The sequence below is a fragment of the Pseudomonas sp. GW821-FHT10C09 genome (assembly GCF_059415465.1).
The window spans coordinates 80911-94524 of the sequence record NZ_JBWKNG010000012.1; the positions used below are offsets into that span (position 1 = coordinate 80911).

Here is a 13614-nt window from a genome sequence, read left to right on the forward strand (position 1 = left end):
TAAACAGCACTCCGAACGGGCACCGCTTTCGCGAGCAGGCTCGCTCCCACAGTTGACCGCGTTGTCCGGCCCTACGCGGTCCAATGTGGGAGCGAGCCTGCTCGCGAAGAACGATAACGCGGTCCCCCTGAGCGCCCCCCCAACCAATTCTGGCATCCACAAACAACCAGATGGCATACGCACAAACAAGCCCCACCCCCACCCCCGCGTAGTATCAAAACCGATCCCCTTTTCTACCCCCCAAAAACAACAAATCGACCCCAGGGTCGCGGGAGACTTCTGTGCTTAAGAAAAGTGCGTTGGGCTGGCCAAAGATTGCCGGCCTCGGAATTGCGTTAGTGGTGGCCGGGCAGTTCTCCGGCTGGAATTTCGGCCTGATGGCCGGCGGCTGGATGAACATGCTGATCGCCACGGTGTTGATGGCGTTGCTCTGCGGCGGGTTGGCGTTGTGCGTCGCCGAACTGTCGACCGCATTGCCCAGCGCCGGCGGTGTATTCGTCTATGCACAAAGCGCCTTCGGGCCGTTCGTGGGTTACCTGGTCGGCGTCGCCTGCGCGATAGCGCTGACCATCGGCACCGGTGCGGCGGCCACCTTCATTTGCGCCTACACCGAATCGATTTTCGGCCTCGGTGGCTGGCCGGTGAAAATCGCCTTGTTCGCGGTGATCATAGGCATCCACCTGCGTGGCGTCGGTGAGGCCATGGGCCTGACCATGATCGCGGGCGTTATCGCCGTCGTCGCGCTGCTGACCTTTGGCGTGGCCATGGCGCCGCACGTCGAAATGGCGAACCTGTTGACGATGCCGGCGGCCCTGACCGGCCCAGCCGTCAGCCTCGGCGGGATCTTCGCGTGTGTGCCCTTCGCGATCTGGCTGTTCATCACCGTCGAGCAGACGGGCTCGGCGGCGGAAGAAGCGCATAACCCTGGCCGCACCATGCCACGGGGCATCCTCGCCGCCATCGGCACCTTGCTGGTGACCGCGTTGGTGGTGTTGGTCTGCGCACCGGGCGCCGGTGGCGTCGAACTGGTCGGTTCTGCGGGCGATCCGCTGTACGCCGCGATGACCAGCACCAACGTCTACGGCGACGCTTCGTGGCTGGCCAAGGTAGTGGGTTGCGGCGCGGTGTTCGGGTTGATCGCCACGTTCTTCTCGCTGATCTACGCCGCCTCGCGCCAGTTGTTTGCCATGGCCCGCGACGGTTTGTTCCCGCAGTGGCTGGGCAAGACCGGCAAGCGCGGCACGCCGTTCCCGGCCTTGCTGCTGATCGGTGCGATCGGCCTGCCGATGTCCGCCGTCGACCCGGCCACAGTGATGCTCGCGGTCGTGCTGCTGCTCAACGTCTGCTACCTGTTCATTTTCGGCGCGTACCTGCGCATCAAAAGCAGCCAGCCTGACCTGCCGCGCCCGTTCCGTCTGGCCGGCGGCACCGTGGTGGCGTGGCTGGGCCTGGCCCTGACGCTGGTGGTGATCGCTGCCTGTTTCCAACTCGACATGATGATGCTGATCGCCCTGGCGGTGACCTTCGTCCTGTGCATTTTCAACTTCCTGCTGCGCGCCCGGATGCCCGCCCGCAGCGCCGATCTCGAGGTTCCAGACCATGCCTGAAGACACGCTCCTGCAACGCCGCCATCGCGTCCTTGGCAGCGCTTCACCGTTGTTCTACGACAAGCCGTTGCACCTGGTGCGCGGTGAAGGCGTCTGGCTGTACGACGTCGACGGCCAGCGCTACCTCGACGTCTACAACAACGTGCCCTGCGTCGGCCACTGCAACCCGCACGTGGTGGAAGCGATGCACCGCCAGGCGATGACGCTGAACATCCACACCCGTTACCTCGACGAGCAAGTGGTGCGGTACGCCGAACGCTTGACCGCGACCTTCGCCGAGCCGCTCGACACCGCGATGTTCACCTGCACCGGCAGCGAAGCCAACGAACTGGCGCTGCGCCTGGCGCGGTTTGCCAGCGGCGGCACCGGCATCATCGTCAGCGATTACAACTACCACGGTAACTCGGCCTCGTTGGCCGAAGTGACCACCGCGTTGCCCTCACCCGAGCCGTTCGCCGCCCATGCCCGCGCCGTGCCGATTCCGTGCCTGTACCACGCGCCCGCCGGCACCACTGAAGCGCAATTGGCGGAGGAATATGCCGCCAATATCAAAGCCGCCATCGCCTCGATGCAGGCGCAAGGCATTCGCCCTGCCGCACTGCTGATCGACACGCTGTTCGCCAACGAAGGCTTGCCGCGCGTGCCGGCGAGTTTCGTCAACAAAGCCGCTGAGTTGATTCGCGCGGCGGGCGGTTTGTTCATCGCCGATGAAGTGCAATCCGGCTTCGGCCGCACCGGCGATCACCTGTGGGGTCATCAGGCCCACAACGTGGTGCCGGACATCGTCACTCTCGGTAAACCAATGGGCAACGGCTACCCACTGGCCGGGCTGATCACCAGCAAGGCCTTGGTCGAATCGTTCGGGCGCAGCGCCATGTACTTCAACACCTTCGGCGGTTCGCCGGTGGCGGCGGCGGTTGGTATGGCGGTGCTGGATGTGATTGAAGAGCAACAGCTGCTGCGCAACGCGCAATCCGTCGGCGCCTATGTGCAGCAGCGCCTGCAAGGGTTGGCTGGCAAGCATTCGATCATCGGTGATGTGCGCGGCAAAGGGTTGTTCTTCGCCATGGAACTGGTGCGCGACCACGCCAGCAAGGAGCCTGCCGGCGCGGAAGCGCGAAAAGTGGTGAACGACATGCGCGAAAACGGCGTGCTGATCAGCAAGATCGGCGCCGGCGACAACATTCTCAAACTGCGGCCGCCGCTGGTGTTCAACCGCGACCACGCCGACCTCTTCGTTGACACGCTGGACCGCGCCCTGAGCGCTCTTTGAGGCCCTGTCATGACTGAATTCCACAGCCTGAGCCACGACCAGCAAGTCGCCAAACTGCACGACCTCGCCCGCCATGCCCTGCAACAGTGGGACGGCAAGTTTGGCGAGATCGAACTGGTGAAATTCCGCGAAAACGCGGTGTTCTCGGCCCGGCGCGAGGACGGCCAGCGCGTCGCCCTGCGCATCCACCGCAACGGCTATCACTGCGAAGCGGCGCTGCGTTCCGAGCTGCAATGGATGGAAGCCCTTGCCACCGCTGGCATCACCGTGCCGCAGATTATCCGCGCGCGTAATGAGCAACATCTGGTCGAAGTGCTGCATGCCGACATCGGCGAACCGCGCCACATCGACATGCTCGCCTGGCTGCCGGGCGCGACGGCGGGCACCTCTGAAGCCGGGGTGCAGGCGGATACTGAAATCGATTTTCTGTTTGCCGAAGCGGGCGCGATTGCCGCGCGCATTCACTCGCATGCGGCGAGTTGGCAGCAGCCGGACGAGTTTGTGCGGCATGCCTGGGATGAGGACGGATTGATCGGTGCCAATCCGTTTTGGGGGCGCTTCTGGGAGCTGGAACAGCTCAGCGATGATCAGCGTTCACTGTTGCAACACGCTCGTCGCCAAGCGCGCAACGACCTGCGTCGTTACGGGCGGCACCTGGACAACTTCGGCATGATTCACGCGGACCTGGTGCCGGAGAATCTGCTGATTGAAGGCCCGCAGTTGAGGTTGATCGACTTTGATGATGCGGGGTTTGGCTGGCACATGTTCGAGCTGGCGACGGCGTTGTATTTCTGCCTGGATGATCCGCGCTATGAGCAGATCAGAGCGGCGTTGCTGGCCGGGTATGACGCGGTCAAGCCGCTGACCGAGGCAGACCGTGCGACGTTGGCGTTGTTTCTGATGCTGCGCGGCACCACGTACCTGGGCTGGATTCACACCCGCAAAGGCACGCCGACGGCGATTGAGATGGCGCCGATGTTGATTGAGCGGGCGTGCTTGTTGGCCAGGGAATATCTGCAACAGGTGCGGTGACTGGCAGACCGCTTTCGCGAGCAGGCTCGCTCCCACATTGGTCCGCGTCCGTCCGGACAACTCGGTCAAGTGTGGGAGCGGGCTTGCTCGCGAAGAACGATAACGCGGTGTATCAGCAAACCGCCCCCGCATGCTCCAGCCGATGAAATAACCGGTTGAAATACACCAGGCTGTCCCTCTGCGCTCGCACACCAACATTCGACAACTCAACAAACATCACCGAATGCGACCCGACTTCCTTGCACTCAGTGATTCGCCCTTCCAGTTGCACCAGCGCATCGCGCAGCAACGGCACGCCCGTGTCGCCTTCGTCCCACAGGTCCCAGGCAAAACGTTCGGCCATCGACACTTGGGTCATGCCGGCGAAGTGGCGGGCCAGTTCTTCCTGTTCGCCGCACAGCACGTTGACGCACAAGTGGCCGTTGGTGCGGAACACGTCGTGGGTGGCGCTGTTGCGGTTGACGCAGACCAGCACGGTCGGTGGCGAATCAGTGACCGAGCACACCGCGCTGGCGGTGATGCCGCATTGTCCGCCGGGGCCGTTGGTGGTGATGATGTTCACCGCAGCAGGCAGCTGCGCCATGGCGTTGCGAAAGTCGATTTGCTGCTGGCTCAGGTCGGCCATGTCGATGCCCCTTCCTTCAGGAGGACCGTCGTTGCGCGGTCCTTGGTGATGGAACAAGACTAAGACCCCAGGCGGCCCGCAACCATTCTGACGATCCCCATGGCGAGGTGGGCTTTCCGCTAGTCGACTAGGTGGTTTCTTTATCGTCAGCGCCCTTCGCAGTGGGTATCCTGCTTTGAGGCGCCAACATAGGCGCAAGTCCGCCGCAGCGTGCACGCGTGCGATAACAATAAATAGAATTTCTCGTGGCAGTCCCTGATGGAAACCCGCAAACCGATTGTTTACATCGTCGATGACGACAAAGACCTGCGAACCTCGCTCGCCTGGTTGCTGGAGTCAGTCAGTGTGCAGGCGCAATGCTTTGCCGGCGCTGAAGAGTTTTTGAGCCAGTACGACCCCAAACAGCCGGCGTGCCTGGTGCTGGACGTGCGCATGCCGGAAACCAGCGGCTTTCAGTTGCAGGAGATCCTCAACCAGCGTGGCAGCACGTTGCCGACGATTTTCGTGTCGGCGCATGGCGACATTCCGATGTCGGTCACGGCGATGAAAAACGGTGCGCTGGATTTCGTCGAGAAGCCGTACAACCCGCAACAGATGATCGACCGCATTCAGGCCGCGCTGAAGACCGCCGTGCATGCCCAGGCCGATCAGCAGCAGCGCCAGAACCTGCAAGGCAAGCTCGCGCTGCTGACCAGCCGGGAACGGGAAGTGTTGATGCTGGTGATCGATGGCAAGGCCAGCAAGGTGATTGCCCGGGAGCTGAACATCAGCGTGAAGACCGTTGATGTGCACCGGACCAAGATCAAGGAAAAGATGGGCGTGAGCAGCATTGCCATGCTGGTGCGCGAGGTGCTGCATTTGCCGGTGGATGAGCCGGCGCGGCACTGAACCTTAATCTTCGGCGGTCATCAGGCCGCCTTCGCGAGCAGGCTCGCTCCTACACTGGAACTGTGTACGCAGGACCAATGCAGGAGCGAGCCTGCTCGCGAAGAACGATAACGCGGTCAGTGGCTATAGCGCTTGCGGTACTCGCCCGGCGACACACCGAAGCGGGATTTGAACGCCGAGGAAAAGTAGCTGGAATCCGAAAACCCCCACGCATAGCACAACGCCGATAGCTTCTGCTCAACGTCAGAGCGGCGCAGGTTTTCCGCGCAGAAATCCAGGCGCCGATGCTTGATGTATTGCGCCACCACCAGCCCGCGCTTGGAAAACATCCGGTACAAACCACGCACCGAAATCCCCACCTCTCGGGCAATCAGCTCCGGGCACAACTCTTCGCTGCTGATGTGCTCGTCGATGTAGGCGATGGTTTTGCGAAACTGCCGCTCATGAGCGTCGGCGCCGACGTCACGAGCGCTGATCCCCGGCAACAGCAGGCTGACCAGCGCATCGAGCACCGCTTCGCTTTCCTGCATGTCGAGGCTTTGTTGCTGGCGGGTTTCCAGGACCATGCGGTTGGCCAACGCTGCCAGTGGCGTGTTGGCCGCAATGCGCGTGGCGCAGTTGACCGCGTTGAAGTGCGAACCACGCTGCACCACCTGGCGCGGCAGGATCAGCGACAACTGCCGGGAATCCTCGTTATAGGTCATGTCACTGGGACGGCAAGCGTCGATCAGCGCGATGTCGCCACAGCCCAATAACGCGCGGTTGTCGCCCTGTTCGAGTTGCGAACTGCCACGCAGCTGGAACACCGCGTAGTAGTGGCCGTCGCTGCTGGTACTCACGTCTTTGCTGGTGCGATACAAATGCACATGGGCCATGTCGACCACACTGAGGTTGATCGCGCCACTGCGGTACTCCGCCAGTTCACCGTAGAAATTCGCGTCCAGTGCGCGGGCGTCGAAGCGCCCACAGGCCTGATTGACCTGGCTTAACCAACTTTCGAATGCATCGTTGCGCACCGCCGAAGTAGTACTCATGACCGCAGGGCCTCACGTCAGTTTTATTGTTATTTTTCGACCGCTTCGTCGAGCGGTTCGATTAATTCCGGGTACTGACCGTCTCCTCCCTGGACGGTCGTGGGGCGCCGATTTAATCGACTCCCACGCAATGTTTCCAGGGGTTTCGCCCCTTACAGGTCCAATACCAGACGAGCGGAAAGCGCTCGCGAAACGCAGGCGCAAATTTGCTTGTTGCCCGCCTTCTCCTTACTCGACAAACAGTTGTCGCGGTGTTCCGGAACCCCGTCCAGCACCTCGACGATGCACGTACCGCAGATGCCTTCGCGGCACTCGGTGTCGATGTCGCAGCCGTGGGCCTGAAGCACGTCGACCAGGCTGGTATTGGCCGGGATTTGCAGCACCGCGCCGGAGCTGGCCAGTTCCACTTCAAAACCGCCACTCGGGCCGGCATTGGCGGCGGGATCGGCCTGGAAATGCTCCAGGTGAATCGCGTCTTCGCTGCGGCTGCGGGCGGCGACTTCCACCACTTTGTTCATGAACGGCGCCGGGCCGCAGGTGTAGACGTGGGCGGCGCTGCCGGCCTGAGCCAGGCTTTGGGTCAATGCCGCGTCCATGTCGGCCGGTTCGACGCCGAAATGAAACTGCACATGATCGGCGAATGTGCTGGCCAACAGCGCAGAAAACGCGGCGTACTCCGGCGAACGGGCGAAATAGTGCAGGCGATAGGGCTGACCACTGTCTGCCAGTCGATAAGCCATGCTCAGCAGCGGCGTGACACCGATGCCGGCGGCAAACAGTACGTGCTCGGTGGCGGTCGGGTCGAGGCGGAACAGGTTGCGTGGCGCACCCATTTCCAGCTCCATGCCCTCCTCCACCTCGTGCAGGGCGGCGGAACCACCGCGCGACTGCGCTTCTTTTTTCACCGCCACCAGATAGGCGCGGCGATCCTGCGGCGGACTGCACAGCGAATACTGGCGGGTCACCCCGGTCGGCCCGGTCAGGTCGACATGCGCCCCCGGTTCATAACTGTCGAGCGGCTGACCGTCACTGCGCACGAGGCGAAAGGAACGGATATCCAGCGCTTCGTCGACGATCCTTTCGATCCTCACCTTCATCATTGCATCACCTGAAATACGGTTGATTCGATTAATTCTTGGGTCCGGCAAAGCTTTTGTGGCGAGGGGGCTTGCCCCCGTTCGGCTGCGTAGCAGTCGTAAAATCTGTGCTTTCGCCGAGATCTTGGGGCCGCTTCGCGACCCAACGGGGGCAAGCCCCCTCGCCACAGGTAATCCTCTTCAGCAATGGCAAGCCCCATGAACACAGACAAGCTCCCTCGCCACAGTTGATTGCGTGTCAGCGCATGAACAACCCGCCATTGATGTCCCAGCACGCGCCGGTCACGGAGGCGGCGTGGTCGGCAATCAATAGCAGGACGCTGTCGGCGATGTACTCGGGGGCGCCGAGGGTGCCCGCCGGAATCATCTTCAGAATCTGCTCCAGCCGCTCCGGCGCCACGGTTTCGCGCACGATCGGCAGGTCCAGCGGCCCCGGCGAAATGCTGTTGACCGTCACGCCCTGCGGCGCCAGTTCACGGGCGAAGACCTTGGTCAGCGTCGCCACCCCGCCCTTGGCCGCCGCGTAATGCGCGCCCGTGGCGGTGCCGCCGTTCTGCCCGGCGAGCGAGGCGATGTTGACGATGCGACCAAAACCACGCTCGGCAAAGTGCGCGCCGAACACCTGACAGGCGACAAACGTGCCGCGCAGGTTGATCGCCATCGACTCGTCGAACTCCTCGGGCGTGATCTCCATCAGCGCCGCGACTTTCGATTGACCGGCGTTGTTCACCAGAATGTCAGTACCGCCCCAACGCTCGGCGAGCAGGTCACGGGCCCGGACAAAATCGGCCTTGTTGCGCACATCCAGCTCGATGGCCACGGCCGTTGCACCGCTGCCGTCAAGCTCCGCTGCCAGCCGTTGCACGCCATCGAGGCGCACATCGGCCAGCGCCACGCGATAACCCGCCGCGTGCAAGCGACGGGCGATGCATTCGCCAAGACCGCGCGAAGCGCCGGTCACCAGGGCTACTCGGTTCATGGTGTTGGCCCTCACAGCAGGAAACCGAGCGCGCTGAGGCTGTCGGTGGAGTTGATCAGGCGCACGACCTTGCGTTCCAGTTTCGCCACGCCATCGACGAAGCGAATGCGGTGATTGAGGTCGGCCACGAACGGCGTGTGTACCCCGCGTTTGTAGGCGTACAGCAACTGCGCGGAGTTGACTTCAACGAGGTCACCGGCCGCTTCCACCAAACGAAAACGCGAAATCGTGCGAATGGTTTTCGCCGCGTCCACCGCCGACGGCGAGTAGCCGGCGGTCAGGCGTTCGATGCGCAAGTCACGCATGCGCGCATCGTCGTAGGCGTAGTTGAGTGTGGCTTCAAAGTCTTCGGTGTCCGGGTCGATGGGCACGATGTACTTGCCGCTGTCGCTCCACAAGGTCGCCCATTCGGCGTAGTTCTTGTGGTCGAGCAGCTCGGCTTCGCGCCAGATGAATTCGATGGCCTGGGCCAACGGGCCGGAAAAACCGTTCAGGGTGTCGTGATTGCTCATTGGCTCATCATCCTTTTCCACATGTCGTAGGCACCGCGCATGCCGCCCTCGTCGGTGGCGTGGCTGACCTTGTCGCCGTTCTCGGCGGTGATTTCGCGGTTCAAGCCGCGGTTGACCAGGATGGGCGCGTCGACGCCGGCGTACGAACCGCGCTGCACGCGGTCCCAGGCTTCGGCATCGTCGGGGCTGCCGAAACCGAACGGGCCCTGGAAGTGTTCGTGAATGCGCATGCGTTCGCGGTTGGCGATTTCCGGGCCGCCGTCCATGCCGAGGGCGACGTGGCGGATCTCGGTTTCGGTGACCGAGACCGGGCGCAGCACGCGGAAGAACGACATCGACATCGCGACGTTCGGGAACAGGTTCAGGTTGAACCCGGCGCCGTGCAGCGAACGCACGATGCGGCGCACCTGATCCGCCGGCATTGTTTTCGACAGTTCTTCAGTGACGTGGACGAAGCGCTCCTGCAACTGTTCGGTGCCGTCGTCGTGATCCAGATCGACGTGCTCCGGCACCATCACCATCACGCTGTGGCCGTTACCCAGCGAATGGGTGACCGCTTGTTCGTCGGTCATGAACGAGAGCATTTCCGAGGTTTCTTCATCCACCGACGACATGAACGACTTGTGCACGATCGGGAAGTGATAACCGTCGGTGGTGTTTTCCAGCTGGATTTTCCAGTTGCCCTTGAAGCTGAACTTGTGTTCGCCCTGGGTCTTGATCGGGTAGCCGGCGCCCTGCTTCATGAACAGGTCCATCCAGTGTTTGGCGCCGCCGAGGAAGTCTTCCAGCGGTTCGATCTCGTCGTTGTAGCTGGCGAAGACCATGCCGGCGTAGCTTTCGACGCGCAGGCTGGTCAGCGGCAATTCCGACTTTTCCAGGATGCCTTCGTAGCCGTCCGGGTACGGCAGCGCGCGCAGTTTGCCGTCCAGGCCATACGACCAGCTGTGGTATGGGCAGGTGAAACCGGTGGCGTTGCCTTTGTGTTTTTCGCACACGGTGGCGCCACGGTGACGGCAGCGGTTTTCCAGGACGTTGATGGTGTTCTTCTTGTCGCGAACCACGATCACCGGGCGACGGCCGATGGTCGCGGTCTTGAAGTCGCCGCTGTTGCGCACTTCGCTTTCGTGCGCCACCCACACCCAGGTGCGGTAGAAAATCTTTTCCAGCTCGGCTTCGAACAGCACCGGATCGTTGTACAGCGAGACGTCGACGCGGTCGTGGCTGACCAGTTCGCCGGGGCTTTTCGATGATGCGATCAGCCGGTATTCATGAGTGCTCATGCGGTTCTCCTCATGGCTTTTATGATTTGTTTTCAGGGGTGCATGCTGTGTTGAAGTTGCGCACCAAAGGCGCAGACCACTTCGTCCTGACCTTTACGGCCGACAATCTGCAAGCCGACTTTCAGCCCGCCGCAATCCAGTTCCACCGGCACCGTCAGCGCCGGATGGCCGCTGAGGTTGAACGGTCGAACCAGCGGGGTCATGCCGGCCACGGCTTTGCTCGCGCTGCGCGCTTCGACCAGCGTGGGCGGCAGGCTCGGCATCGTCGGCAACAACAGCACGGCGAACTGCTCCAGTGCGGCGTCCACTTGCTGGCTGAAACGCGCACGGGCTTTCTCCGCTTGCGCCAGGTCGGCGGCGCTGGTGCGGCTCGCGGCTAACAAGCGTTGCTCGACGTCCGCACCGATTAACCCTTTGCCGGTGAGGTGGCCGAACGCGGCCCAGTTTTCAAAATTGATCACGGTCAAACCGGCGGTGAACGCGGCTTCGAATTCGCTCAGGTGCAGGTTGCTGCGGCGCCAACCAGCACGGTCAGCGGCGGCACCGAGGCTCGCTTGCAGGTGCGGATCGCAGTCGACTTCGAGGAAACCGACGCAGGCGTTGCCCAACGGCAAGCCCTGAACCTGAAAACCGGGGCAGATCACTTGCATCGCTGCGATCAGGTCCGCCATGTCGGCAGCGAACGGGCCGACGCAATCGAGGCTGGATTCGGCCGGATGCGCGCCGATTCGGCTGACTCGGCCGTAAGTCGGCTTCAACCCGGCAATGCCGCAGCACGCCGCCGGCACACGCACCGAGCCGCCGGTGTCGGTGCCAATGGCGATGTCCGCCAGACCGGCCGCGACAGCAGCGGCCGAACCGCTGGAGGAACCACCCGGCACCCGATCCGGTGCTTGCGGATTGATCGGCGTGCCAGTCCAGTCATTGATGCCGGTGACGCCAAACGCCAGTTCATGCATGTTGGTCTTGCCAACGATTTGCCAGCCAGCGTCGAGGATTGCATCGACGACGTCGGCGTTGCGGGTGGCCGGTGCCGCCTCGGCAAACGCGCGGCTGCCGGAACGGGTCGCGTGCCCGGCAATGTCGATGGAGTCTTTGATCGCGACCCGTTTGCCGCTGCCACCGAGTAAAAATTCGCTGATAAACGTGCTCATGCGCCCAACCCCGTGTTGAACAAGCGTTGCGTACGGAAATGCGCGATCAGCCAGACGCCGTCGACACAGCGGAAATCGATGTTCAGGCGCGTGCCGAACAACTCGCTGCGGCCATCGTCGTAGGTGGAAATCTGCTGCATGATCCACTGCCCTTGGGCCTTGTTGCCGTCGACCACAATCGACTCGCTGGTGAGGTAATGCAGGTTCAAGCGAAAGTGCTCCGAAGGCGGCAGGTAACCGCCGACAAATGCCGCGATCGCCTCACGCCCCTGGTGCTGGCCGAAGGTCTGCGCGGTCTGGCTGCCGACGCCTTCCCAGATCGCATCGACGCAAAACAGCGCGGCCAGGTCGCGAACATGGGTCGGCGCCCTCGGCACATCGCACAGGTCCATGTAGCGCGCCATCAAGCGGCGCACCTGGCTCTCCCCTTCCAGCGTTGCAAGTCGCTGCAGCAAGGCCTCGTTCATGGCTTAAACCTTGGCTGCGTCAGGGATGGTCAGCGGGCGACCGATGCGCGCTTCGACCTTGGCGTAGCGCCACAGGCTGTATTCGTTGACTGGCGTGGTGCGGAACAGGTTGCAGGCATCGATCACCGATTGGTGGCAGTCGACGTCGGCCATGATGTAGACGGTCCACGGCGAGGTCGTGGACGGGCCGACCATCAAGCGGTCATCGTCCATCGCGCCCAGCACGGTGATGCCCGGCATGGCGCCGAGCGAGCCCATCATCTGGCTGAAGCCTTTCCACACGCTCAGGCCTTCGCCGGTGGGCAGGTCGAAAAAGTTTTGGGTGATGCCGATGCAGAAGACGACGCGCAGTGGTTCTTGAGTGGTCTGGGTCATGGAATTTGATCCTTGGAATAGTGGGTTCAGATGTAGCCAGGGAATGGCGGTACGCCGAGGAACACCGAACCGGCGCCGTCGTACAGGCCTTCGCTGAGAAATGCGTGCTGGGTGACCACCATCGAATCGCGCAGGTAGCGCTGCAACGGATGGCGCAGGTAAATCGCGGTGGTGCCGGCGAGGCTGTAAGCGCTCTGCACCACGGCCGCACCGGCCTGGGACACGTGAATCGCGGACAGGCGCAACAGGCTGGTTTGCTCCGGCGTGACCGGGTTGCCGGCGAGGATCGAGTTCCACACCTGCTCGGTGGCGTTGTAGAAGAAGCCACGGGCGGCGGCCAGTTGCGCTTCGGCCTTGGCGATTTCGATGCGCACGTAAGCGCGGTCGGCCATTTTCGGTGCGCCGGTGATGCCGCTGCCGGCCGCCATGCGGCTCACTTCATCAAGCGCAGCGCGGGCCAGGCCGAGGTTGACCACGGCCAGCACTTGCGCGGCGTAGGCAATCGACGGGTAGCGGAACAGCGGCTCATCAATGGTCGCAGCCCCGCCCCGGATGAACGTCCTGCGCTCATCGACGTGTTTGTCGGTGACGCGCAGGTCGTGGCTACCGGTGCCTTTGAGGCCGACCACGTCCCAGTTTTCAACGATCTCGACCTGATCGGCACGGAACACCGCAGTGCGCGGCTTGCCACCGGCAGCACCGATGCCGACACCGAGCAGGTCCGCGCCTTTGCAGCCGCTGGCGAATTTCCAGGTGCCGTTGACCTGCCAGCCACCGTCGACCGCTTCAGCAGGCTGTAACGGGAACAGTCCGCCAGCGAACACCAGATCCGGGCCTTCTGCGTAGATTTCAGCGAGGGTTTCTGGTGGCAACGCGGCGAGATACACCCCGGCGCTGCCGAAGCTGGCGACCCAGCCAGCGGAACCGTCGGCTTCGGAGATGCGTTCGATCATCTGCAGGAACAGCGCAGGCGCCAGCGCATCGCCGCCGAAGCATTTCGGCGTGGCGGCGCGGTAGATACCGACCTGTTTGAAGCGCTCGATCATGTCCCGTGGCACGTGGGAGCCGGCGTCGAATTCATCGCGGCGTTGGCGCACTTCATCCAGCACGCGCTGAAATTCCTGGCGGTGGACGCTGGTGTCGTCGACGCCTGGCAGAGGGTCTTTCTGCGCGGTAGCTGAACGCAGCATGGGCTTGATCTCCGTTGACTTGTTATTAGACGGAGCCTGCCTTGGGGCGGGGCGACCGTTGATGGGTTCAGTGTAAAAACCGCATCCGCTCGCCACTATTG

Annotated in this window: 14 protein-coding genes; 4 read left to right on the forward strand and 10 right to left on the reverse strand. The window is 62.7% G+C overall.

Going from position 1 to position 13614, the window contains the following annotated elements; genetic code table 11:
- Positions 1 to 281: 281 nt before the first annotated feature.
- Genes AC07N8_RS14305 through AC07N8_RS14315 form a run of 3 tightly spaced genes read left to right on the forward strand, consistent with a single transcriptional unit; the run spans position 282 to position 3912 of the window.
- A complete protein-coding gene (locus AC07N8_RS14305; RefSeq protein ID WP_483842626.1) occupies positions 282 to 1607 on the forward strand; it encodes an amino acid permease in 1326 nt (441 codons plus the stop codon).
- Positions 1600 to 2880, forward strand: a complete 1281-nt coding sequence (locus AC07N8_RS14310; RefSeq protein WP_493144170.1) for an aspartate aminotransferase family protein — start codon at positions 1600 to 1602, stop codon at positions 2878 to 2880. Before AC07N8_RS14305 ends, AC07N8_RS14310 begins: the two co-directional genes overlap by 8 nt.
- A gap of 9 nt (positions 2881 to 2889) precedes the next feature.
- Entirely contained in the window at positions 2890 to 3912 is a 1023-nt protein-coding gene (locus AC07N8_RS14315) for a phosphotransferase enzyme family protein (RefSeq protein WP_493144172.1), read from the forward strand.
- A 112-nt stretch (positions 3913 to 4024) separates the two neighbouring features.
- On the opposite strand, the gene hpaC is transcribed toward AC07N8_RS14315, so the two are convergent.
- The gene (gene hpaC / locus AC07N8_RS14320) at positions 4025 to 4537 is read right to left on the reverse strand and encodes a 4-hydroxyphenylacetate 3-monooxygenase, reductase component (protein WP_493144174.1); all 513 of its coding nucleotides are present in this window, start codon (positions 4535 to 4537) and stop codon (positions 4025 to 4027) included.
- A gap of 258 nt (positions 4538 to 4795) precedes the next feature.
- Between hpaC and AC07N8_RS14325 the strand changes: the two genes are divergently transcribed.
- The gene (locus tag AC07N8_RS14325) at positions 4796 to 5425 is read left to right on the forward strand and encodes a response regulator transcription factor (RefSeq protein ID WP_007945336.1); all 630 of its coding nucleotides are present in this window, start codon (positions 4796 to 4798) and stop codon (positions 5423 to 5425) included.
- A 116-nt stretch (positions 5426 to 5541) separates the two neighbouring features.
- Here the strand turns inward: AC07N8_RS14325 and feaR are convergent, their stop codons facing one another.
- The 9 genes from feaR to AC07N8_RS14370 all read right to left on the reverse strand — a co-directional run bounded on the left by feaR (position 5542) and on the right by AC07N8_RS14370 (position 13513).
- On the reverse strand, positions 5542 to 6459 hold the full coding sequence (gene feaR, locus AC07N8_RS14330; protein ID WP_483842622.1) for a transcriptional regulator FeaR: 918 nt from the start codon (positions 6457 to 6459) through the stop codon (positions 5542 to 5544).
- Positions 6460 to 6611: 152 nt separating this feature from the next.
- A complete protein-coding gene (locus AC07N8_RS14335; protein WP_493144176.1) occupies positions 6612 to 7559 on the reverse strand; it encodes a PDR/VanB family oxidoreductase in 948 nt (315 codons plus the stop codon).
- A 235-nt stretch (positions 7560 to 7794) separates the two neighbouring features.
- Positions 7795 to 8535, reverse strand: coding sequence for an SDR family NAD(P)-dependent oxidoreductase (locus AC07N8_RS14340; RefSeq protein WP_493144177.1), 741 nt, complete (start codon positions 8533 to 8535; stop codon positions 7795 to 7797).
- A gap of 11 nt (positions 8536 to 8546) precedes the next feature.
- Positions 8547 to 9047, reverse strand: a complete 501-nt coding sequence (locus tag AC07N8_RS14345) for an aromatic-ring-hydroxylating dioxygenase subunit beta (protein ID WP_493144179.1) — start codon at positions 9045 to 9047, stop codon at positions 8547 to 8549.
- Complete coding sequence (locus tag AC07N8_RS14350; protein ID WP_493144180.1) at positions 9044 to 10327, reverse strand: aromatic ring-hydroxylating oxygenase subunit alpha; 1284 nt, start codon at positions 10325 to 10327, stop codon at positions 9044 to 9046. Before AC07N8_RS14350 ends, AC07N8_RS14345 begins: the two co-directional genes overlap by 4 nt.
- A gap of 32 nt (positions 10328 to 10359) precedes the next feature.
- Positions 10360 to 11481, reverse strand: coding sequence for an amidase (locus AC07N8_RS14355; RefSeq protein ID WP_493144182.1), 1122 nt, complete (start codon positions 11479 to 11481; stop codon positions 10360 to 10362).
- A complete protein-coding gene (locus AC07N8_RS14360) occupies positions 11478 to 11948 on the reverse strand; it encodes a nuclear transport factor 2 family protein (protein ID WP_493144184.1) in 471 nt (156 codons plus the stop codon). Before AC07N8_RS14360 ends, AC07N8_RS14355 begins: the two co-directional genes overlap by 4 nt.
- Before the next feature lie 3 nt (positions 11949 to 11951).
- Positions 11952 to 12323, reverse strand: coding sequence for a hypothetical protein (locus tag AC07N8_RS14365; RefSeq protein ID WP_007945348.1), 372 nt, complete (start codon positions 12321 to 12323; stop codon positions 11952 to 11954).
- A gap of 26 nt (positions 12324 to 12349) precedes the next feature.
- Positions 12350 to 13513 carry an acyl-CoA dehydrogenase family protein gene (locus AC07N8_RS14370; protein WP_493144186.1) on the reverse strand — a complete coding sequence of 388 codons (1164 nt, stop codon included), beginning with the start codon at positions 13511 to 13513 and terminating at the stop codon, positions 12350 to 12352.
- Positions 13514 to 13614 lie beyond the last annotated feature (101 nt).

Excerpts from the sequence above, each read along its gene's own strand:
- AC07N8_RS14310 (WP_493144170.1), top strand. The coding sequence starts at position 1,600 with ATGCCTGAAGACACGCTCCTGCAACGCCGCCATCGCGTCCTTGGCAGC.
- AC07N8_RS14315 (WP_493144172.1), top strand. The coding sequence starts at position 2,890 with ATGACTGAATTCCACAGCCTGAGCCACGACCAGCAAGTCGCCAAACTG.
- hpaC (WP_493144174.1), bottom strand. The coding sequence starts at position 4,537 with ATGGCCGACCTGAGCCAGCAGCAAATCGACTTTCGCAACGCCATGGCG.
- AC07N8_RS14325 (WP_007945336.1), top strand. The coding sequence starts at position 4,796 with ATGGAAACCCGCAAACCGATTGTTTACATCGTCGATGACGACAAAGAC.
- feaR (WP_483842622.1), bottom strand. The coding sequence starts at position 6,459 with ATGAGTACTACTTCGGCGGTGCGCAACGATGCATTCGAAAGTTGGTTA.
- AC07N8_RS14335 (WP_493144176.1), bottom strand. The coding sequence starts at position 7,559 with ATGATGAAGGTGAGGATCGAAAGGATCGTCGACGAAGCGCTGGATATC.
- AC07N8_RS14340 (WP_493144177.1), bottom strand. The coding sequence starts at position 8,535 with ATGAACCGAGTAGCCCTGGTGACCGGCGCTTCGCGCGGTCTTGGCGAA.
- AC07N8_RS14345 (WP_493144179.1), bottom strand. The coding sequence starts at position 9,047 with ATGAGCAATCACGACACCCTGAACGGTTTTTCCGGCCCGTTGGCCCAG.
- AC07N8_RS14350 (WP_493144180.1), bottom strand. The coding sequence starts at position 10,327 with ATGAGCACTCATGAATACCGGCTGATCGCATCATCGAAAAGCCCCGGC.
- AC07N8_RS14355 (WP_493144182.1), bottom strand. The coding sequence starts at position 11,481 with ATGAGCACGTTTATCAGCGAATTTTTACTCGGTGGCAGCGGCAAACGG.
- AC07N8_RS14360 (WP_493144184.1), bottom strand. The coding sequence starts at position 11,948 with ATGAACGAGGCCTTGCTGCAGCGACTTGCAACGCTGGAAGGGGAGAGC.
- AC07N8_RS14365 (WP_007945348.1), bottom strand. The coding sequence starts at position 12,323 with ATGACCCAGACCACTCAAGAACCACTGCGCGTCGTCTTCTGCATCGGC.
- AC07N8_RS14370 (WP_493144186.1), bottom strand. The coding sequence starts at position 13,513 with ATGCTGCGTTCAGCTACCGCGCAGAAAGACCCTCTGCCAGGCGTCGAC.